Origin of the sequence: Viridibacillus arvi (genome assembly GCF_001274945.1) — a bacterium.
Lineage (GTDB): Bacteria > Bacillota > Bacilli > Bacillales_A > Planococcaceae > Viridibacillus > Viridibacillus arvi.
Genome location: NZ_LILB01000005.1, coordinates 1,502,686 through 1,522,733, shown reverse-complemented (window position 1 = coordinate 1,522,733; position 20,048 = coordinate 1,502,686). Strand labels below are relative to the sequence as shown.

At 33.4% G+C, this 20,048-nt stretch carries 19 protein-coding genes and 2 pseudogenes; 20 read left to right on the top strand and 1 reads right to left on the bottom strand.

What is annotated here, in order from left to right; genetic code table 11:
• Window positions 1–67 precede the first annotated feature (67 nt).
• From AMD00_RS16430 to AMD00_RS16390, 9 genes and pseudogenes are all read left to right on the top strand, one after another.
• Window positions 68–535 (top strand): NUDIX hydrolase, encoded by a 468-nt coding sequence (locus tag AMD00_RS16430; RefSeq protein ID WP_053418070.1) that lies wholly within the window; start codon window positions 68–70, stop codon window positions 533–535.
• A gap of 136 nt (window positions 536–671) precedes the next feature.
• Window positions 672–1,274 carry a nucleotidyltransferase domain-containing protein gene (locus tag AMD00_RS16425; RefSeq protein ID WP_053418069.1) on the top strand — a complete coding sequence of 201 codons (603 nt, stop codon included), beginning with the start codon at window positions 672–674 and terminating at the stop codon, window positions 1,272–1,274.
• A 227-nt stretch (window positions 1,275–1,501) separates the two neighbouring features.
• The gene (locus AMD00_RS16420) at window positions 1,502–1,774 is read left to right on the top strand and encodes a hypothetical protein (RefSeq protein WP_245639543.1); all 273 of its coding nucleotides are present in this window, start codon (window positions 1,502–1,504) and stop codon (window positions 1,772–1,774) included.
• Between the two features lie 444 nt (window positions 1,775–2,218).
• Window positions 2,219–2,959: a MerR family transcriptional regulator gene (locus AMD00_RS16415; protein WP_053418067.1), complete on the top strand. Its 741-nt coding sequence runs from the start codon at window positions 2,219–2,221 to the stop codon at window positions 2,957–2,959.
• Window positions 2,952–4,670 carry an ABC transporter ATP-binding protein gene (locus tag AMD00_RS16410; protein ID WP_053418066.1) on the top strand — a complete coding sequence of 573 codons (1,719 nt, stop codon included), beginning with the start codon at window positions 2,952–2,954 and terminating at the stop codon, window positions 4,668–4,670. The genes AMD00_RS16415 and AMD00_RS16410 overlap by 8 nt, the downstream gene beginning before the upstream one ends.
• Window positions 4,671–5,081: 411 nt before the next feature.
• Window positions 5,082–5,999, top strand: coding sequence for a serine hydrolase domain-containing protein (locus AMD00_RS16405; protein ID WP_053418065.1), 918 nt, complete (start codon window positions 5,082–5,084; stop codon window positions 5,997–5,999).
• Between the two features lie 281 nt (window positions 6,000–6,280).
• Complete coding sequence (locus AMD00_RS16400; RefSeq protein ID WP_053418064.1) at window positions 6,281–6,820, top strand: hypothetical protein; 540 nt, start codon at window positions 6,281–6,283, stop codon at window positions 6,818–6,820.
• Window positions 6,821–7,097: 277 nt separating this feature from the next.
• Window positions 7,098–7,214: pseudogene (locus tag AMD00_RS24335) on the top strand (GNAT family N-acetyltransferase); the annotation flags it as partial.
• Between the two features lie 845 nt (window positions 7,215–8,059).
• Window positions 8,060–8,332 carry a hypothetical protein gene (locus AMD00_RS16390; RefSeq protein WP_245639541.1) on the top strand — a complete coding sequence of 91 codons (273 nt, stop codon included), beginning with the start codon at window positions 8,060–8,062 and terminating at the stop codon, window positions 8,330–8,332.
• Window positions 8,333–8,578: 246 nt separating this feature from the next.
• Here the strand turns inward: AMD00_RS16390 and AMD00_RS16385 are convergent, their stop codons facing one another.
• Entirely contained in the window at window positions 8,579–9,025 is a 447-nt protein-coding gene (locus tag AMD00_RS16385; protein WP_053418061.1) for a carboxymuconolactone decarboxylase family protein, read from the bottom strand.
• Between the two features lie 363 nt (window positions 9,026–9,388).
• Here AMD00_RS16385 and AMD00_RS16380 point away from each other — a divergent pair, with 363 nt between their 5' ends.
• The 11 genes and pseudogenes from AMD00_RS16380 to AMD00_RS16335 all read left to right on the top strand — a co-directional run bounded on the left by AMD00_RS16380 (window position 9,389) and on the right by AMD00_RS16335 (window position 19,947).
• A complete protein-coding gene (locus AMD00_RS16380; protein ID WP_053418060.1) occupies window positions 9,389–9,892 on the top strand; it encodes a DinB family protein in 504 nt (167 codons plus the stop codon).
• A 504-nt stretch (window positions 9,893–10,396) separates the two neighbouring features.
• A complete protein-coding gene (locus AMD00_RS16375) occupies window positions 10,397–10,969 on the top strand; it encodes a GNAT family N-acetyltransferase (protein WP_053418059.1) in 573 nt (190 codons plus the stop codon).
• A 300-nt stretch (window positions 10,970–11,269) separates the two neighbouring features.
• Window positions 11,270–11,359: pseudogene (locus tag AMD00_RS24330) on the top strand (SDR family NAD(P)-dependent oxidoreductase); the annotation flags it as partial.
• Between the two features lie 519 nt (window positions 11,360–11,878).
• Window positions 11,879–13,498 carry a spore germination protein gene (locus tag AMD00_RS16370; protein WP_053418058.1) on the top strand — a complete coding sequence of 540 codons (1,620 nt, stop codon included), beginning with the start codon at window positions 11,879–11,881 and terminating at the stop codon, window positions 13,496–13,498.
• 3 nt (window positions 13,499–13,501) lie between these two features.
• Complete coding sequence (locus AMD00_RS16365) at window positions 13,502–14,692, top strand: Ger(x)C family spore germination protein (protein WP_053418057.1); 1,191 nt, start codon at window positions 13,502–13,504, stop codon at window positions 14,690–14,692.
• A gap of 2 nt (window positions 14,693–14,694) precedes the next feature.
• A complete protein-coding gene (locus AMD00_RS16360) occupies window positions 14,695–14,931 on the top strand; it encodes a hypothetical protein (protein WP_053418056.1) in 237 nt (78 codons plus the stop codon).
• A gap of 33 nt (window positions 14,932–14,964) precedes the next feature.
• Window positions 14,965–16,059 (top strand): GerAB/ArcD/ProY family transporter, encoded by a 1,095-nt coding sequence (locus AMD00_RS16355; protein WP_053418055.1) that lies wholly within the window; start codon window positions 14,965–14,967, stop codon window positions 16,057–16,059.
• Window positions 16,060–16,211: 152 nt separating this feature from the next.
• Window positions 16,212–16,574 carry a helix-turn-helix domain-containing protein gene (locus AMD00_RS16350; protein ID WP_157059272.1) on the top strand — a complete coding sequence of 121 codons (363 nt, stop codon included), beginning with the start codon at window positions 16,212–16,214 and terminating at the stop codon, window positions 16,572–16,574.
• A gap of 209 nt (window positions 16,575–16,783) precedes the next feature.
• Window positions 16,784–17,074 carry a hypothetical protein gene (locus AMD00_RS16345; RefSeq protein ID WP_053418054.1) on the top strand — a complete coding sequence of 97 codons (291 nt, stop codon included), beginning with the start codon at window positions 16,784–16,786 and terminating at the stop codon, window positions 17,072–17,074.
• Window positions 17,075–17,517: 443 nt separating this feature from the next.
• On the top strand, window positions 17,518–18,987 hold the full coding sequence (locus tag AMD00_RS16340; RefSeq protein ID WP_053418053.1) for a DUF4309 domain-containing protein: 1,470 nt from the start codon (window positions 17,518–17,520) through the stop codon (window positions 18,985–18,987).
• Between the two features lie 471 nt (window positions 18,988–19,458).
• On the top strand, window positions 19,459–19,947 hold the full coding sequence (locus tag AMD00_RS16335) for a dihydrofolate reductase (protein WP_053418052.1): 489 nt from the start codon (window positions 19,459–19,461) through the stop codon (window positions 19,945–19,947).
• Window positions 19,948–20,048 lie beyond the last annotated feature (101 nt).

The window sequence follows — 20,048 nt, the reverse complement described above, 5'->3', positions numbered from 1 at the left end:
ACAGAATGCTGTTGTAGTTAAAAGGAAAAAGGATGTCTTTAGGCGAAGTATTACAAAAGGACTTTGTATGAAGTGGGGAACTGACTATGTTAAATACATAATTGATTTACCTGAAGATAAAAGAATTGCAGGTGTACATTGTATTCCAATAACGGAAAACGGAACAATTGTTATGGCATGGGATAAAGAAGAAAAGCTCTTAACGACTATTGGTGGAAGAATTGAAGAGAACGAAAGCATTGATGAAGCACTTGAACGTGAAGCTATGGAGGAAGTAGGCATGATACTTAATTCTAAGAGGATTCCATTTGCATCGTGGTATTGGCAAGCATCTGATACATATACAGTGTGGTTTTTAGTAAAGGCTGTAAAATTTCTACCTTATACATTCGATTTTGAAAAATCAGGGTATGTAATCTCTAATTTTGAAACTGCTAAACAAATAATCTCTAAAGTAGAATTAGGAAATGAGTCTAGGATACAGATTCTAGATATTGCTAAAGAGCGAGCGATAGAATTGGATTGGTTAAGATAAAAATTGTATTCCTTGCTCAACTACCATGAAATAACTACTTAGGTGGCTTTTTTTCTTATTGAACTAAAGAGGCAGGTTAGTACAATAAGGGGTAATATTAAAGTGATACTAAAAAATAATTGAGGAGTCAAAAAACTTGAGAACAGATATAGATAATTGGTCACCATTATCCGTTATTGAAATTAAAGAAGTGTTCGCTCATATTCCATCTATGTGGGGCATTGCGGGAGGATGGGCATTGGATTTACATTTAGGTAAAAAGAGTAGAGAACACAGTGATATAGATGTAGTTATTTTTCGAGAAGAGCAACAAGTTGTGTACCAATCTCTAAAGGTAGATTGGATTTTATACAAAGCAGAGGCTGGCAAACTCAAACCTTGGAAAGATGGAGAGTATTTAGAGTCAACAAATGATATATGGGTTAGTAAAAATGAGGATTCACCCTGGACATTTCAAATTATGCTAATTGACAGTGAAAATAATGATTGGATATATAGAAGAGAAAAGTCTATTAAAAAAGGAAAGAACGAAATATTCCAATGGACAAATAATGGTACACCTTATATAAAACCAGAAGTCCAGCTTCTTTATAAGGCTGGCTCAAAACAAGTGAGGGAAAAGGATTTTAAGGACTTTCAAACTATCCTCCCATTGCTATTACCAAAAGAAATGGAATGGCTTAAACTATCTTTAAAAAAACAATTCCCAGAAGGACATAGTTGGATTGGCTTCCTTTAAATGATACATAGGATTTATTCACCTTCTTAAAATAAAGGGGTGCTTTAGTACAAGTTCGTCGGTTGTCCAGACAGCTCCTTTTTCTTCTTCAACTAAAGGGGCAGTATTATTAAAGAATCAAAATGTTTTTTTTGCTTGTATTAATGGTTTGATGAATAGTCTATAATTCTTTCTATATAAGAAGTAGTTAGAAAGAGGTTTATATGTTTCAAAATTTTTTTGAGAGAATGTTTATTGTAATATTACATATAATAAAATGGTTATTTATATTAGTATTGTGCTGTGCTGGTATTATTATTGGTGCTGCAATATTAGCTATTATGGGAATTGAAGTACCTAATGTGGAACTAATTGTAAATATAGCATCGGTACCTATTATGTTATTCGGTGTGCTATTCGACAATAAAATTGTCCAAGTAATAATACACATATTCGTCATTATTATTTTAGTTTTACTAATATTTTTAATTAAGAAAAATGAAAAAATAACACGAGGTTAAGCTAACAAGTTAAAAAATTATCTTGTTGAACTAACGGGGTGCTTTAGTTGAATAAGCAAGTTAGAAAAAACATCTTATCTAAGATGTTTTTTTATTTTTAAACATATGAAAATAGATAGAAACGAACATTTGAAGTAAAAGATCGATTCCTTAAAGGATTCGATCTTTTTTGTTTATGTAGGAGTGGGTTACTGTACAAAGCTAAACGAGTGCTTTGGTCTAAGTAAGATTAACGCTTTATTTTATTGGGGTGCCAGCCCATTAGGTATTCCGAAGGGATATTCGTAATGTAAAAGTTGATTAAAATCGTCATACTAATTAAATATAAAATCTTCATTTATTATAGAACGCAATAGGTTGTGTTCTTTTTTTTGTAAAGTGAATTAAAGTAGTTGCATCTGACGTAACGGTAGATATTATACTTAAGAAAAGGGAGATGAAAATATGTATTCAATTGGTCAATTTGCGAAAAAGACGGGGCTAACGGTACGAGCGTTACGATTTTATAGTGAAAAGGGATTGCTAGAACCGTGCTTTATTTCAGATGCGGGTCATCGTTATTACAATGACGCTAGCATTGAAACCATTCAAAAAATAGTGACATTAAAATATTTAGATTACTCGTTGGAGGAGATTGAGGAGGTTTTACGTAATGAGGAACAGCAGCTAATAGAATCATTAAGGTTTCAAAAACTACAACTAGAGAAGAAGCGTAACCAAATTGATCGTGTTATTGCTAGCTTGGATCAGGCGATTGAAATAGGAAAACGAAGTGAAGTAATCGATACAACCATTTTTTTATCGGTGATTTTTAACTTACTAAAAGAGGATGAACAAATGGACTATTTGAAAAGTATAGTACCTGATGAGTTAGTTGAGCGCATATATGACTTTTATGGAATGAATATTATTGAATCAAATCAAAAATACATAGATTTAGCAAATCGGTTGAAGCAAGCATACATTCAACCAATTCAAGATGAAAATTTGAAATCGTTAATCGAACAGTTATTCTCACTAATTCCACAAGATATGGTAGTAGAGTTGGCAGAAGTATTAAAGGATTATAATGATATTCAATTTGATGAATGGTTATTTCCTACACCCTTTACAAAGGAAGAGGAAGAGTGGTTGATGTCCCAGGTTGAAAGATTTGGGGTGTACGGAGGTGTGGATGATGAATAACTCTGTAAGAGGAATTTGGCAGCTTGTTAATAGTAATCGATTATCGAAGCAGCTCACGATAGGCACTCTTTTACTAAGTATCATTGAAACACTTATCGGATTGGCTGTTCCCTTAGTTACGATGAGAATGATTAATGATTTTTCAACGATTGGCTTTTCGTTGCAGTCGATATTATTAGTAGGTGCATTTCTAATTTCCCAAGCTGTACTGAGTGGAATAACGTTTTATATGATGAGTAAGCTTGGGGAAAGAATTGTGGCTAATTTGCGCAATACGGTATGGGCACATGTTTTAAGGCTACGTATTCCGTACTTTGATGCACATGAATCTGGTGAAACAATGAGCAGAATTACGCAAGATTCTAATGTTATTAAGGAGCTTATTACAGATCATTTGATTAGTTTTATTTCGGGCTTATTTGCTATTGTTGGAGCAGTAATAATATTAATCATTATTGATTGGAAAATGACACTACTAATGCTAATAGCAGTTCCAGTAGCGATTTTATTGACACTACCTCTTGGACAACGTATGCATAAAATCGCGAAAGCAAATCAAGACGAGCTTGCTAGTTTTACTGGACAGTTGGGGCGTGTATTAACGAATATTCGACTCGTGAAAACTTCGCAAACAGAAAATTTTGAGCAGCAAAATGGAGAAGAAAAAATTCATCATTTGTATCAATTTGGGTTGAAGGAAGCAAAAATTTTAGCGATTTTATCACCGATTATGACGTTCATTATGATGGTTGTGCTCATTTTATTATTTGGCTATGGTGGCGCAAAAGTAGCAACAGGTACGATTTCAGCAGGTGAACTTGTGGCGATTATGATTTACCTCGTGCAAATTATTATTCCATTTACGCAAATGGCAACATTTTTCACTGCACTTCAAAAAGCGATGGGGGCAACAGAACGATTACAAGAAATTTTGAACGAACCAATCGAAGGGAATAGGATGAATGCTATCTCGTCTTCCAATGAGTCGATTGCTTTTGACAATGTTGCGTTTCAATACAATGATACCCCTCTTTTAAAAGGCATTTCCTTTACGATTCCAGCAGGAAAAACAACCGCATTGGTTAGTTCCAGTGGGGGAGGAAAGACTACAATGTTTTCGTTAATAGAACGATTTTATGATGTAACAGATGGTACTATTCGCTTTGGAAAACGGCCTATTGAAAGTATCGATTTAAAGCAGTGGCGCAGTTTATTTGGGTATGTATCGCAAGAAGCACCACTCATGAATGGAACAATTCGAGATAATGTAACTTATGGCGAAAGTGACGTTTTAGAAGCAGATATTATAAGAGCATTAAAAAACGCTTATGCATGGGATTTTGTCCAACAATTTGAAAAAGGGTTAGATACTGAAGTAGGGGAGGGAGGAATTAAATTATCAGGTGGGCAAAGGCAGCGGATTGCGATAGCCCGTGCACTATTCCGAAATCCAGCGATACTATTATTAGATGAAGCAACATCTAACCTTGATAATGACTCAGAGAGAGAAGTACAGAAAGCATTTGAGCATGTAATGAAAGAACGTACAACGGTTATTATTGCACATCGCTTATCGACAATTACCCATGCGGATCAAATTCTAGTGTTTGAGGAAGGTCGGCTTACTGGTTCTGGAAAACATGAAGAACTTCAAGAAAACCATACTTACTATAAACAGCTAATTAAATTTATGACGATAGAAGCTATATAATGGATGATTATCGAGATTGAATAAAGTAGTAAAGTTGCTAGATTGGTCAGTAAATAGTGCGATTTTTCATTATGAGAGAACGCTTTTTCTATTGCAGCTAACGGGGCAGCATTCCTTTAATAATTGAACTAATCTGCTTAGTAAACCATTTAAGTTTGTGAATATATGTACTTAAACTAACGGGTGCTTTATTTGAAGATCATTGAGTTGCATATGCAACTCTTTTTTTCTTTATTGAACTAACGGGGCAGGTTAGTTGAAGAGCGTTATTTAACTTGTGTTCAACAATCGGGCTATTTAATTGAATAACACCTTTGATAAAATTAATGAATTTATGTTAAAATTTAGGTTAAATTATAAACTGATGTACATAAACTAATGACGCAATTTAGTGGAGGAGGGATTATATGTATGAGTGAAATATCTTTTAATGAGTTAGAGAAGAAAGTGAAGAAGATTAAAATTGAAGGTTTTGTCATTTATAAAGGAAATACACGGATCTTTGAATATTTAAAGAATAAAAAAGTCGTAGAAAATCCGACAAAGGTTTATTCCATTACAAAGAGTATTGTGTCTATATTAATTGGAATTATGGTCGATAAAGGGCTAATAAAAAACATTCATGAACCTATTTATAACTACTTTCCGGAAATATTAGAGTTCAATGACCCAATGAAGGAGGAAATCACATTATTTCATTTGCTGACTATGACTTCGGGGTTACAAGTAGGAAAATTCCAAAGTTCAAAAAACTGGGTTAAATTCATACTAGAACAACCAGTTATAGATAGACCAGGTTCAACCTTTGAATATAATAGTGGAAACTCTCATTTACTAAGCGCGATCATCCAAAAAGTTTCTGGAGGTTCTACCGCCTCATTTGCTGAAGAATTTCTATTCCATCCATTAGGGATAAAAAAATACATATGGGTAAAGGACCCGCAAGGAATTCACGAGGGTGGCTTTAGTATTTCATTAAATTTAGAGGACATGGTGAAGTTTGGATTTTTATTACTAAACGAAGGGCAATGTAAATCAAATCAAGTGGTTTCATCTAACTGGATCCACGAGGCAAAAAAACCATATAAACAATTTGAAGCAGAAGAAGACAGAACAGCTGGATATGGTTATCAGCTATGGACTTGTGAAATTACTAATAGTAACACCAAAATTGAATATTACTATGCGAATGGCTTATACGGACAATATATATTTATTGTTCCGAAGTTAAATATTATGGCTGTGGCAAAAAGTTATCTACAAGATGACCAGTCCTCTGCGCCGAAACTCTTTTTCGAAGAACTTTTACATAGTTGGAAGGATGAATGAGACATTTAAACAAATGAAAAGGGGTTTTTCTCCTCTTCCGAGATCATAAAAGTATCTTGTAAAAAGGAGAAATCACTATCTTGATATTCAACAATCGGGCGCGATTGTTGAATATGCGTCTCTTTTTTCTTCTTCAACTAATGGGTGCTATAGTAGAAGATCGTTGAGCTGTTCAGACATTTCTTTTTTTACTGAGCTAACGGGGCAGGTTAGTTGAAGAGTATTGTTGAATTGTTATAGGTAAACAGATAATTGTGTGCGTTATACAAGGGGGTTTTGAGGTGAATGTAATTGCGTGGCTGATCGTTGCTTGTGAAATAGGGTTTTGGGTTATTATCGCTTTAGGTCTATTCACACGATATATTCTAAAAAGAAATAAATTAGGATTATTTTTCCTAGCTTTAACACCTGTTATTGATTTAATTTTATTAGTTGCCACGGGTATTGACTTGTATCGTGGTGCGACTGCTACCCAAGTGCATGCAATTTCTGCTGTATATATTGGAATCTCAATCGCATTCGGTAGGAGTATGATTGAATGGGCTGATATACGTTTTCAATATTATGTGATGAAACAAGGAGCGAAACCATTTAAGAGATTTGGCATCGATTATGCGAAACACTATTTTAAAAGCTGGGGACAACATGTGCTTGCTTTTCTAATAGGTGCCGGGGTTTTATTCACCTTAATCTATTTAATTAACGATTCAGCTCGAACAGAAGTGTTGGCTGGATTTTTAAAAATATGGACACTTGTGTTAGGTATCGATTTTTTGATTGCCATAAGCAATTTTATTTGGCCGAAAAGGGCAAAGGGATAACAATATTATAATACCGCAATCGGGCGCGATTGTTTAATAAGCGTCGCTGTTCTAATTCAACTAACGGGGTGCTTTACTTCAATAAGGAGTAGAGCCTTTTTCTTAGTTTACTAACGGGGCAGGTTAGTTGAAGAGTGTTGTTTATCTTGTATTCAACAATCAGGCCATTTTGTTGAAGAATGTTCTCAAAGAAAAAGAACCCTTTTTACATAGGATTCCTGCATTTAGGTATAAAATGATTAGCTTTATTTTGGAGAAATATTCTTCACCTTTTATGTTTGCTGAAACCGATAAAGATGCGGTGGATTTTTATAAAAATTATGGATTTAAGATAGTGAGTTTGGGTGAAAAATATCTGGGTGTGGAACGATTTCAATGTATTTTAAAAAGTTAATAGGACTAAGTCTTGGAAAATGGTTGTCAGGTAATTGATGATAATCATGTTTTATCAAAAAACACCCCTATGGTTGGAAGAACGTAGGGGTGTTTTTTTGTTGATTTGAAGTAATTATTGATCTAAAAACTATAATATAGACGGATATTTATATTAATGCATTTTATGTAAGTAATTGTAGTAAAGAGTTGAATAAGCACTTACATATTTGAGCTAAATATTTACGTATATTAAGTGAAAATAGCATGATCTATTCTTAATAATTAATCAAATTTATTTTTACGATGCTGCTCCATCTTATCCAAAACCCTTTGACTATCTGTGTTAGCCATGTTGGTATATAGGGAAGTCGTTTTAATATCATTATGACCGAGTTAATCACGAAGAAGAATATTAACTTGATATTTTTAATTGAAGATAATGCGTCTAAACTCATGTATATCAAGGGTTTAGACGCTTTTTATTTTTTTGTAATGACACTGAACGTGTTATTAACAAAACTACAATCATAATTTCAGGTGTTGACCTTGGCAAAATTAGATATGTAAGTAAATCACGATAAAGATTGTGAAAAAATGTACTTAAACTAACGGGGCAGTTTAGTTGAAGAAGAAGGTTTTTTTGCGATTGTGTTGAATAAGTTAATATATGTAAATTAATCTGCAGAAGGGGTCCTTTACTACAAGTCTAGGGGGCACTTTTTTCTTGAACTAACGGGGCAGGATTATTAAAGAATCAAAATGTTTATTTTTCTTGTATTAATGGTTTGATGAATAGTCTATAATTCTTTCTATATAAGAAGTAGTTAGAAAGAGGTTTATATGTTTCAAAATTTTTTTGAGAGAATGTTTATTGTAATATTACATATAATAAAATGGTTATTTATATTAGTATTGTGCTGTGCTGGTATTATTATTGGTGCTGTAATATTAGCTATTATGGGAATTGAAGTACCTAATGTGGAACTAATTGTAAATATAGCATCGGTACCTATTATGTTATTCGGTGTGTTATTCGACAATAAAGTTGTCCAAGTAATAATACACATATTCATCATTATTATTTTAGTTTTACTAGCATTTTTAATTAAGAAAAATGAAAAAATAACACGAGGTTAAGCTAACAAGTTAAAAAATTATCTTGTTGAACTAATGGGGGCTTTACTTGAAGATCATTGAGTTGCATATGCAACTCTTTTTTTCTTTATTGAACTAACGGGGCAGTTTAGTTGAATAAGAAGGTTACTTTAAACAGATATACCAAAGTGGAATTTTATTTTCCATCACTATATTGAATGAATATCTGAAAGAAATTGCGAAACAAAGGAAGGGAAAAACGAACACCGTAAGATGCTCGTAAAAGAGTTATTGTTTTTCAGTTGCTGTATTCCCCATTGCAATTGAAATTCTATTCCAATTGTTGATTTGATTGATGATTAGAACAAGGTCAACATACTGTTTCTCGTCATAGTATTCACATACTCGCTTATATAGGTCATCTGGAACTCTTTTAGTAGGAATTAAGGTTATATGCTCAGATAATTCTAGAGCAACTTTCTCTTCAAGTGTATAAAAAGTACATTCATTCCAAGCATTTAAACAATAAATACGCTGTTCAGTTTCACCCATCTTACGAGCATCTGATGTATGCATGTCTATGCAGAACGCACACCCATTAATTTGAGAGACTCTAATTTTGATAAGTTCCCTTGTTGCTCGCTTAATTGTTGACTTCTTAGTGTATTTTTCCATATCCATCATAATTTTCATACCATCAGGTGCAACATCATAGTAGGCAACTCTTTGATTCATATGGCAAGACTCCTTTTGTATTTAAGATAAGATAATTATAATTATATACGAACATTTGTGCCAGTTTTTAGCACTATAATATTATAATTAAATGGAATTTAAGAAAGATTTTATACAGGGAGGAAGGGAATGACGATGGAAGTAATATCATTTGCTCAAATAGAGCGATCGCTTCTTGTGCTAGCGGAGGCTTTACTTGAAGATCATTGAGTTGCATAGGCAGCTCTTTTTTCTTTATTGACTAACGAAGCAGGTTAGTGAAGGAAGTTTGACGTACGGGAACGAGTGTTCTATGATGTGTATCCAGTAATAAAATAATAAATAATTCATTCATTCATTGAATGGATTTAGGAGGAATTATATATGTATGTAACGATTTCAGATTTTATCAAAGAATGGAATAAGGAATCTATGCTAACTCAAAAAGTTTTGGATGGTTTGACAGATGATTCATTAGATCAATTAGTTTATCCAGAAGGCCGTACTTTAGGAAGAATCGCTTGGCATTTAACAACAAATATTCCGGAATACTTAGCTAATTTTGGGTTACAAATCAATGTGGTAGAAAATGCAGATAACGTTCCAACATCAGCAAAAGAAATTGCGGAGACATTTAGAAATGTAAGTTCATATTCAGCAAAAATGATTGAAGAACAATGGACGGATGAAACTCTTAAGCAAGTGCAAAATGCATTTGGGAGAGAAGAAACAAATGCTATGATTATTATGGGACTAATTAAACACATCGTTCATCATCGCGGACAAGTTACAATTCTTATGCGTCAAGCGGGAATAAAACCATTTGGGGTTTATGGTCCTCCAAAAGAGGATTGGATTCGTTTAGGTGTGGAAAATCCGCCGCTATAATAACATTGTGCTAACGGGGGCTTTAGTAGAAAATCTTTGAGCTGTTCAGACAGCTCTTTTTTCTTTAATTAACGGAGCAGGTTAGTTGAACAATAAAGTGTTAAAGTTTATTTTGAAACAACTAATATTTGAAGCGGATTAAGGGATTGAATTCTTATGAATCAAAAATGGATATGGTATAATATGTATTAAGTGTAAAACGGAATTGTATTAAAAGAAAAAAGAAACAGAACAAATTTTTGAAATAAGCCAATGTGGTTTTATGCCGCACTGGCTTATTTTCTTTTATGAAATAAGTATGAGGTTTTTTCAAGTAATGTAAGTCAGATATAATCTAATCAACTCTTATAAAAGGTAAGAGGAACAAGTTAATTGTTTTTGGAGACCCAGACGTAATTTATCTAGATTAATGAACTGAAGTGGAAGTATGTATTGGGCGGACATTGATACTTAAGGAATTTTTTTGTGCAAAATGAATATTAGCAAAGGAATTGGGGGATAGATATGAACAATTTATTTACAATAGATTGTGGTGATATTTTACTGAGGGAATTTAGAATTGAAGACGCTGATGCTATTTATGAGCTTACTTCACAACCTGAAGTTTATTTTTTTTTGCCAGATTGGCGTTCAACAAAAGAACAACGATTAAACTGGGTTACGAATTATGAAATACCAGACAATAAAAAATTTTTGTTAGCTGTACCTAATATTAGTGGAGCTAATTATTTGAAGTTGGGAATTATATTGAAAGAAACTGGAGAATTTATTGGTTTCTGCAATACAGGTATTAAAGAAGAGCTAAGTGAACCAAACCGAGAAGTTGTTTATGCAATTTCAAAGCAATACAGCAGTCGTGGATACACAACAAAAGCAGTAAAAGGATTGATAAAATATTTGTTTGAGAATACAGAGGTAGAGCTGCTTAATACAGTTGTTCTACCTCACAATTTAGGCTCAAATAAAGTTATTCAAAAATGCGGATTTCGTATTAATGGAGAAATTGAAATTGAAGACCAAACCCATTATCATTACACTCTTAACAAAGAGGATTGGAAAGGGAAAAATAATCACTAAGGCTATTGAAATATTCAACTAGTGGGAGTGTTTCAACAATAATGTAGACGTTTTCTTACTAACCAAGCAGCGTTCCTGTAATAAGTGGACGGAATGTTCTTAGTAAAAAATTTGAGTTAGTGAATAAATGTACTTACGGGGGCTTTACTTCTATAAGGAGTGGAGCCTTTTTTCATTCAACTAAAGGGGCAGGTTATCCCACGGTAACCACACACAAACTTAACCTTGTAGCGCTATACAGTGTTGGCAGGTCACCTGGCAAGTTCTTCAACCTCTTTAGGTCTTCCCGTTTTCATAGTGTCCGCATTTGTCCGCACTTACAGTTGTTGGTACAGCATAATCAATATTTATTCAGGAGGAGGATATCGGATTGTTGCCGATGCTGTAACCTAATGCGCAACAAAGTTCTATTTAAGTGACTAATGTTTATAATCTAACGATTTTGAAACACATAAAGTAGATTAAATAGAAACTCTTCAGTGCTGCAAATGGGATATTTTATAAAATGTTGATGGCTATTACTAACATTCTTCACAAATAAGTTCCTGCTGACGATTCAAGTGTACAGTGTCGACGAAAGTTTTATTAATCACTGCAGTAATTATATTCATAGATATATTTTGGAAGTGTTTTTTTCATACATTTTTTTGTCCATTAAGTAGAAGTTTTGTCGAAAACATCCTGCTATTTATCAAATGTAGTATGATTTAAAAAATTAGAATAGTATATGTGTTTTCAGACTTTTTCGTTAAAAGGAGTTTCCTCATGCTAAAGAAAATGAGAATCTATATCTCATCAACATGCTTAATAGAAAAGTTAACGGATCAAGCGATATTTTCCTAATGGGCAAAGTAATACACAAAATTATATATAAATACGCAAAAAAACAAACAGTAAATGAGGTAGTGTATGGGCTTTTTCAAAAAGAAAAGTAACTCTAAAATACATTCCAATTCTATTTCAGCTAGTCAAATGATGACGACAAGTTCAACAAACGAATTAAAAGCAAATCTTCAAGAAAATATACAAATAATAAAAGATTCCATTGGAAAAAGCTCGGATATTATAATTCGAGAAATTCGAATTGGAAAAGAAGGAACTATTAAAGCCGGTATTATCTATACAGATGGATTAACCGATACAACCGCATTACAAAATTTCATTTTGGAAACGCTTATGCTAGATATCAAAGAGACCGAATTACAGGAAAAGCTATCTCCTGAACAAAATCTTATTACCGTATTAAAAGATTTTGCCATGACAGTAGGAGAAATTAAAGAACTAACTAATTTTGAAGTGCTTTTTACTGGACTTTTATCGGGGGATACAATTATTTTAATCGATGGATATGCCCAAGGTTTAATCATTTCCAATAGGCATTGGGTTGAGCGTGGAGTAACGGAAGCAGCAGCCCAGGTGATAGTAAGAGGACCCCGCGAAGGATTCTCCGAAAATTTGCGTGTAAATACCGCCTTAGTTCGTAGAAGACTGAAAGACCCAAATCTCTGGATGGAAACAAAAGTTATTGGAAAACGTACGAAAACGAATGTTGCCATGATGTATATTAACGGAATTGCAAATGACAAAATAGTGAAAGAAGTCCGTTTACGTTTGGATAAAATAGATATTGACGGAATTCTTGAAAGTGGAAATATCGAGGAATTAATTAAGGATGGACCATATTCACCTTTTCCAACCATACTTAATACGGAACGTTCGGATGTAGTAGCTGCAGAATTATTGGAAGGAAAAATAGCTATTTTTGTAGATGGAACACCATTTGTCCTAATTGTTCCAGCAATATTCGTTCAATTTTTTCAATCTTCAGAAGACTATTATCAAAGTGCGGATATTGCAAGTCTTATTCGGCTCCTTCGTTTTTTTGCATTTGCGATTGCAATGCTTGCACCTGCATTATTTATTGCGGTCACAACTTTTAATCATGTAATGCTACCTCCTTCACTTCTTATTAGTCTGGCAGCTCAACGAGAAGGTGCTCCATTTCCGGCATTTGTTGAAGCAATCATAATGGAAGTCACCTTTGAAATCTTGCGTGAAGCAGGCTTACGAATGCCACGAAGCATCGGTTCAGCCATGTCTATTGTAGGGGCATTTGTAATTGGAACAGCAGCGGTTGAAGCAGGCATAATCTCTGCTGCGATGGTAATCGTGGTTTCAATAACCGCCATTTCTAGTTTCGTTTCTCCAACTTACAACTTAGCTATCTCTGGAAGGATTCTACGCTTTGGGTTTATGGCAATAGCTGCTTCTTTTGGTTTATTAGGAATAACGATTGGTTTAATCGCTCTACTTCTGCATTTATGCAGTTTGCGTTCTTTTGGAGTGCCTTATATGTCTTCACTAGCTCCTTTTAATCTTTCCGACCAAAAGGATACGTTTATTCGCTTGCCTATTTGGGATTTTTTTACTCGACCTCGTCTAATCAATCAACAAAATATCTTTAGGCAACAAGATTCAGCCTCTGCAAAACCAGAACCACCAAAAAATAAGGAGTCTGAAGGGGGATAAACGATGAAAAAGTGCATGTTTGTTCTCCTGATTCTTAGCTCCATTCTTACGGGGTGTTGGGACAAGAGGGAATTAAATGAGCTTGGCATTATGTTGGCAATAGGAATCGATAAAGTAGAAGACGAATACAGAGTAACTGCTCAAGTGGTTGTACCTTCGGAAGTATCCACGAAAACAAGTACTGGGCGTTCACCAGTCATCCTGTATCAGGAGAACGGTGGAACGGTATATGAAGCCTTACAAAAAATTACAAAGGAATCGCCTCGGGAAATGTATACTGGACATCTTCGAATGCTTGTGCTTGGTGAGGATTTAGCTGAAGAAGGCATAGCCAAATCCATAGAGTTACTGTCAAGATATTGGGAAATTCGATCTGATTTCTATGTTGCTATTGCTAAGGATATGACCGCAGAGGAATTGCTGAATGTCAGAACAACGATTGAAAATTTACCCGCCAATGAAATGTTTAACACGCTTAAAACGCCAGAAGCTACCTCGACTTCAACAAACGGCTTTACATTAGATGAGTTGATAGCCAATCTTACAAGTGATGGAAAGGAAGCCGTATTAACAGGGATTCTAGTAAAAGGAGAACTAGAAATGGGATCAAACAAACAGAATGTGGAATCGATTACTCCTGCTGCGCAAATTAAATATGATGATTTAGCGGTGTTTAAAAAAGATAAACTGGTGGGCTGGTTAACTGAACGAGACAGCAGAGGGTATAAAGCCATCCTCAACAATGTGCATAATTCTGTAACTGCTATATCTTGTCCTAAAGGGGGGAAAGCCACTTTAGAGATTATTCAATCGGATTCTAAAATAAAAGGCAAAATAAACAAAGGTAAGCCTGAAGTGGATGTCAATATTAAAGTAAAAGGAAATGTTGAGGAAGTAGAGTGTCAAATTAATCTTAATGACCAAGAAACAATTGTTGAGCTAGAGAAGAATACTGAAAAACAGTTAGAAAAGACCATTAACCTGACCATTGAAACGGCACAAAAACAATATAAGTCAGACATATTTGGATTTGGTGAAGCCATTCATCGATCTAATCCGAAAGAATGGAAAAAGATCAAAGAGCAGTGGGATGAGGAATTCTCTGAGATGACAGCGAATGTTAAAGTAGACGTAAAACTTGTGCACACGGGTACAGAAGGTAATTCCTTCTTAAAAAAAATAGAGGTTAAATAATCATGATAAAAACTATAGGAATATTTCTGATTGCTGCAGTTATTCTGTGGATTGAAGTTCCACCTCTCTTGGAAAAAAAATATAAAAAAGAGTTACTTGTATTTTTAATTTTTCTTGCAATTGGGGTAGGTCTAAGTATTACACTTTTTGGATTTGAAAAATCTATTCCAAATCCATTTGATTTACTCACTTTTATTTTTAAACCGCTTAATGACTTTATTTCTCTTTTGTTGAAATAAAAGAACAGTGTAGAGGGAAAGGTATGATATGAAATGATGCAAGACGTTAAAATAAATTCGTACCAATTTCTGGTTTTAGTAATTTTATTTACAATTGGGACAAGTATCTTAACTGTACCATCAGCATTAGCAACCGACGCAAAGCAAGACGCATGGATTGCTACTATAATTGGTACGGGAATCGGTTTATTAGTCATATGGCTATTCATCACTATAGCAAATTGGTTCCCTCACCTCACCTATGTCCAAATCATTGAAAAACTATTTGGAAGATGGATAGGTAAAGCCCTTTCTGCTTTTTTTGTATTTATATCTCTTCTTTATGCTTCAGAACTTTTGTATTATTTTGGGATATTCCTGAATATCCATATGCTTCCAAATACTCCGATGGTAGTCCTTAATATTCTTATGGCGGGTATTGTGGTGATGGGAGTCCGTCTTGGATTGGAAACCTTCGCTCGTACTGCAGAAATCCTAGTTGTCGTGTTCTTCGTCTTTTTTTTCATTTTAGTTGTGTGTATTTCACCTGAAATAAAGTTTGAAAACATACAGCCTGTATATGAGATGGGGACAAAAAAGATCCTTCAATCATCTATTTTTTATGTTATAGTATCTTCAGTAAATGCCGTTGTTCTCTTAATGATTTTTCCTTCTTGTGTTAATAAAATGAAACAAGGTAAAAAAACTTTCTTAATTGGAAATTTAATAGGCGGCATCGTCATCATCGTTATTACATTTTTATGTCTTACAGTATTAGGTGTTGAGAAAACTGCAGGAGAGATTTATCCAAGCTATGAATTGACCAAAAAGATAAATATCGGGAATTTTATACAGCGTATTGAGGGATTAATGGCATCACTTTGGATTATCACTCTCTTTTTTAAGACGACCCTTTATTTTTACGTTTCCGTTTTAGGGATGGCACAAATTCTGAATTTGAAAGATTACCGCCCTTTAACATTACCGTTAGGCATGATTACTGTTGTCCTTTCTCTCGTGATTTATCCTAATATCATCTACCAAAAACATTTTGACGAAACAACGGGTAATTCTTTAACATTATCAATCGGACTTTTTTTACCTCTTTTGTTGGTATTCGTATATGCAATTCGAAAAAGAACGGAATAGAAATAAACAAATAGAAGATTATCTCATTGGAAATCATGAATACTAAGTAATACATTCATTTTTAAATGGATAAACAAAGAGCAGCCACTTCATTTTGAACTGCACCCCAATTGTTAGACACAGTCTAATAATCTGGAGGTGCAGTTTTTTATATGCCAAAATTCACGGTAGAAGATAAATTAGGAGCTGTAAATCGCTATCAGCTGGGTATAGAAAGTATTAACTCGATTGCAAAATCAGTCGGTACAGCACGATCAAACCTTTTAAACTGGATTAAGCAATACGAAACTAATGGAATTGAGGCGTTTGTAAAGTCCTATACAAGTTATTCTTTAGAGTTTAAACTAGACGTACTCAATTATATGAACGAAACAGGTACATCTTCGATTAACACAGCTGCACTATTTAACATTTCATCTCCTGGCATGATTCGAAATTGGAAAATGAAGTTTGAGGTTGGTGGTTATGATGCCCTTATTTCTAAGAAAAAGGGGCGTCCATCCATGGATAAATGAAACAAAAAGAACAACAATACCAACACCAACCGAAGGATCTGTCGAGGCATTGGAGGCACGTATCAAACAATTAGAAATGGAAAATGCGTACTTAAAAAAGTTGAATACTTTAGTTCAAATGCAAGAAAAATTACAAATATACCTCAATAGGTTATATAGTATATTATAGTTCGAGTGGCTTTTTTAGTGCAGCGCCTGGTGTACTTTTAATGGGGTTTGCTGTAACGTTTGCAAATACAGGGTATTTGACTTTCTACCAAAATCATGTTCCTGTGAGGATGATGGGAAGATTCGGAAGCATCTTTAGTGTCATTGATGCAGGTTTCATTGTTGCTTTAACGATTTTAATAGGTTTAGCTGCTGAATTAACTTCGATCCGTCCTGTGGGGTTAATAGGTTCATTTGCCTTCTTCTTATTAGGGGTATTGGCATTGAAAACTGTATCAGGTGAAAAACGGCAGGAATATTTTAAAAAAGGTGCTTCTTCTTTAAACAGTTAATTATAAAAAGGCTTGACCGATAAAACAATCGGCAAGCCTTTTACTGTTCCAGATTTATAGTTAGTGTACTAACCAGCTAATAGTTTGTGAAGAAATGTACTTAAACTAACGGGGGCTTTACTCGAAGATCATTGAGTTGCATATGCGATTACCAACTTTCAATGTAATGGAAATTAGCCAATTCCAGACTTCGATCTAAAATTACAATTTTAAAAAAATTGATAAAACAAAAACTTTTTTTCTTTTTAAAACGTTTTATAAATACTAACTATTAAATTTATTATGAAAGTAGTTGATATTTTATAGTGTTATAGATAATTGTTGAATAAAGATAGGTATAGAAGTATAATTGTATCCAATTTTTAACTTTATTGTATACAATATGAAACATCCGTAAAATAAGTAAGAGGACTCTTTATTAAACTTTAAAAGGTGGAATTTCAATGAATTATTTAAGTAAAACAAAAAATCTGTTAATCGCTACAACAGTTTCTGTAGCACTGTTAAATGGAGTAAGTGATGTAAGTTTTGCAGCTAATGTTGATAATAAAACTATTGATTCTAATCAACAGACTAAAGCAACTAAACAAGCAGCTAGTTTAAAACAAGTAATGAAACTTGCAAAAGAAGGCAAAAACAAAAACGATAAAGCTGTACATGCAATTCGTTTGAATACTGTAAAAGAGACTTTAGGAAAACCTGCAAAAGAAATTGAATATAAAGGATCACATCTTGTTATATATAAAGCTGGAAACTATGAATTGACGTTTGAATTCCTTAGTATATACAATGATGCAAATGATAAAAATCCAAAAGTAGTTAGTTACAATGTTTATCAGACTAAAGCAACTAAACAAGCACCTAGTTTAAAACAAGTAATGAAACTTGCGAAAGAAGGCGAAAACAAAAACGATAAAGCTGTACATGCAATTCGTTTGAATACTGTAAAAGAGACTTTAGGAAAACCTGCAAAAGAAATTGAATATAAAGGATCACATCTTGTTACATATAAAGCTGGAAACTATGAATTGACGTTTGAATTCCTGAGTATATACAATGATGCAAATGATAAAAATCCAAAAGTAGTTAGTTACAATGTTTATCAGACTAAAGCATCTAAACAAGCAGCTAGTTTAAAACAAGTAATGAAACTTGCAAAAGAAGGCGAAAACAAAAACGATAAAGCTGTACATGCAATTCGTTTGAATACTGTAAAAGAGACTTTAGGAAAACCTGCAAAAGAAATTGAATATAAAGGATCACATCTTGTTACATATAAAGCTGGAAACTATGAATTGACGTTTGAATTCCTGAGTATATACAATGATGCAAATGATAAAAATCCAAAAGTAGTTAGTTACAATGTTTATCAGACTAAAGCAACTAAACAAGCAGCTAGTTTAAAACAAGTAATGAAACTTGCGAAAGAAGGCGACAACAAAAACGATAAAGCTGTACATGCAATTCGTTTGAATACTGTAAAAGAGACTTTAGGAAAACCTGCAAAAGAAATTGAATATAAAGGATCACATCTTGTTATATATAAAGCTGGAAACTATGAATTGACGTTTGAATTCCTTAGTGTATACAATGATGCAAATGATAAAAATCCAAAAGTAGTTAGTTACAATGTTTATCAGACTAAAGCAACTAAACAAGCAGCTAGTTTAAAACAAGTAATGAAACTTGCGAAAGAAGGCGACAACAAAAACGATAAAGCTGTACATGCAATTCGTTTGAATACTGTAAAAGAGACTTTAGGAAAACCTGCAAAAGAAATTGAATATAAGGGATCACATCTTGTTACATATAAAGCTGGAAACTATGAATTAACGTTTGAATTCCTTAGTGTATACAATGATGCAAATGATAAAAACCCAAAAGTAGTTAATTACAATGTTTATAAGTATTAATTTTTAATGTCGCTGTGTAATAAAATTATGATGTTTATTCCCCCTTTAAATAATTTTATCTAAAGGGGCTTTTTATTTTTAATAGAAAAAGAATATCTGAAATCACTTTAAAAGAAAAATATAGGTATATATTATCTGGAAATGTGTAGCCTACTCTTTAACCCATCCATTACTATGAAAGTGGCTAAAGAGGGTGAACTGTTTAGTTGTCGTGATTAAATCCTCCCACGGGTGCTTCCAGTCTACCCGGTCACTATCAATCTATAAATTGAAAAAAAAATAGGCAAAGATTTCTCTGGCTGACCTTATGATACGAACAGGTGCTATAGTAGATGAGCTAAGAGCTGTTTAGACAGCTCTTTTTTTCTTCTTCAACTAAAGGGGCAGGTTAGTTGAACAAGGAATAATGATTGAATCAACAACAAACAAGATTTAAAATGGATTAAAACCGAAAATAAAGGCTGTGAAGATATGATTATTTCACTTATTGTAGCTATGGACAACAATAGGGTTATTGGTAAAGACAATAAGCTACCGTGGAAATTGCCAAAAGAATTGCAGTATGTAAAGAAAACTACTTTAGGACATTCGCTTATCATTGGAAGAAAAAACTTTGAATCTATTGGAAGAGCATTACCTAGAAGAAGAAACATTATTTTAACAAGAGATAAGAACTATTCGATTGAAGGCTGCGAAATTGCTCATTCTACTGATGATGTATTTAAAATGTGTGAAAATGAAGAAGAAATTTTCATTTTTGGTGGTGAACAGATTTATAAATTATTCTTGCCATATGCTAATAAACTGTACGTTACAAAAATTGATTTTGAATTTGAAGGGGATACATTCTTTCCTGAATTAGACTATGAAAAATGGAATGAAATTTATGTACAAAAAGGGATTACTGATGAAGAAAATCCATACCCTTATTATTTTCACATTTATGAAAAAGATGAGTAATTGTTATTGAACTAACGGGGCAGTTTAGTTGAAGAAGGAGATTTAAAATAATCATACTCTTCTTAAAAGAAGAACCAAAGAAGTATTTCATACATAAAAAT

What these genes read in the sequence shown, in the direction of transcription:
- AMD00_RS16430 (WP_053418070.1), top strand. Translation starts at nt 68, where the DNA reads ATGAAGTGGGGAACTGACTATGTTAAATACATAATTGATTTACCTGAA.
- AMD00_RS16420 (WP_245639543.1), top strand. Translation starts at nt 1,502, where the DNA reads ATGTTTATTGTAATATTACATATAATAAAATGGTTATTTATATTAGTA.
- AMD00_RS16415 (WP_053418067.1), top strand. Translation starts at nt 2,219, where the DNA reads ATGTATTCAATTGGTCAATTTGCGAAAAAGACGGGGCTAACGGTACGA.
- AMD00_RS16410 (WP_053418066.1), top strand. Translation starts at nt 2,952, where the DNA reads ATGAATAACTCTGTAAGAGGAATTTGGCAGCTTGTTAATAGTAATCGA.
- AMD00_RS16405 (WP_053418065.1), top strand. Translation starts at nt 5,082, where the DNA reads ATGAGTGAAATATCTTTTAATGAGTTAGAGAAGAAAGTGAAGAAGATT.
- AMD00_RS16390 (WP_245639541.1), top strand. Translation starts at nt 8,060, where the DNA reads ATGTTTATTGTAATATTACATATAATAAAATGGTTATTTATATTAGTA.
- AMD00_RS16385 (WP_053418061.1), bottom strand. Translation starts at nt 9,025, where the DNA reads ATGAATCAAAGAGTTGCCTACTATGATGTTGCACCTGATGGTATGAAA.
- AMD00_RS16380 (WP_053418060.1), top strand. Translation starts at nt 9,389, where the DNA reads ATGTATGTAACGATTTCAGATTTTATCAAAGAATGGAATAAGGAATCT.
- AMD00_RS16375 (WP_053418059.1), top strand. Translation starts at nt 10,397, where the DNA reads ATGAACAATTTATTTACAATAGATTGTGGTGATATTTTACTGAGGGAA.
- AMD00_RS16370 (WP_053418058.1), top strand. Translation starts at nt 11,879, where the DNA reads ATGGGCTTTTTCAAAAAGAAAAGTAACTCTAAAATACATTCCAATTCT.
- AMD00_RS16365 (WP_053418057.1), top strand. Translation starts at nt 13,502, where the DNA reads ATGAAAAAGTGCATGTTTGTTCTCCTGATTCTTAGCTCCATTCTTACG.
- AMD00_RS16360 (WP_053418056.1), top strand. Translation starts at nt 14,695, where the DNA reads ATGATAAAAACTATAGGAATATTTCTGATTGCTGCAGTTATTCTGTGG.
- AMD00_RS16355 (WP_053418055.1), top strand. Translation starts at nt 14,965, where the DNA reads ATGATGCAAGACGTTAAAATAAATTCGTACCAATTTCTGGTTTTAGTA.
- AMD00_RS16350 (WP_157059272.1), top strand. Translation starts at nt 16,212, where the DNA reads ATGCCAAAATTCACGGTAGAAGATAAATTAGGAGCTGTAAATCGCTAT.
- AMD00_RS16345 (WP_053418054.1), top strand. Translation starts at nt 16,784, where the DNA reads ATGGGGTTTGCTGTAACGTTTGCAAATACAGGGTATTTGACTTTCTAC.
- AMD00_RS16340 (WP_053418053.1), top strand. Translation starts at nt 17,518, where the DNA reads ATGAATTATTTAAGTAAAACAAAAAATCTGTTAATCGCTACAACAGTT.
- AMD00_RS16335 (WP_053418052.1), top strand. Translation starts at nt 19,459, where the DNA reads ATGATTATTTCACTTATTGTAGCTATGGACAACAATAGGGTTATTGGT.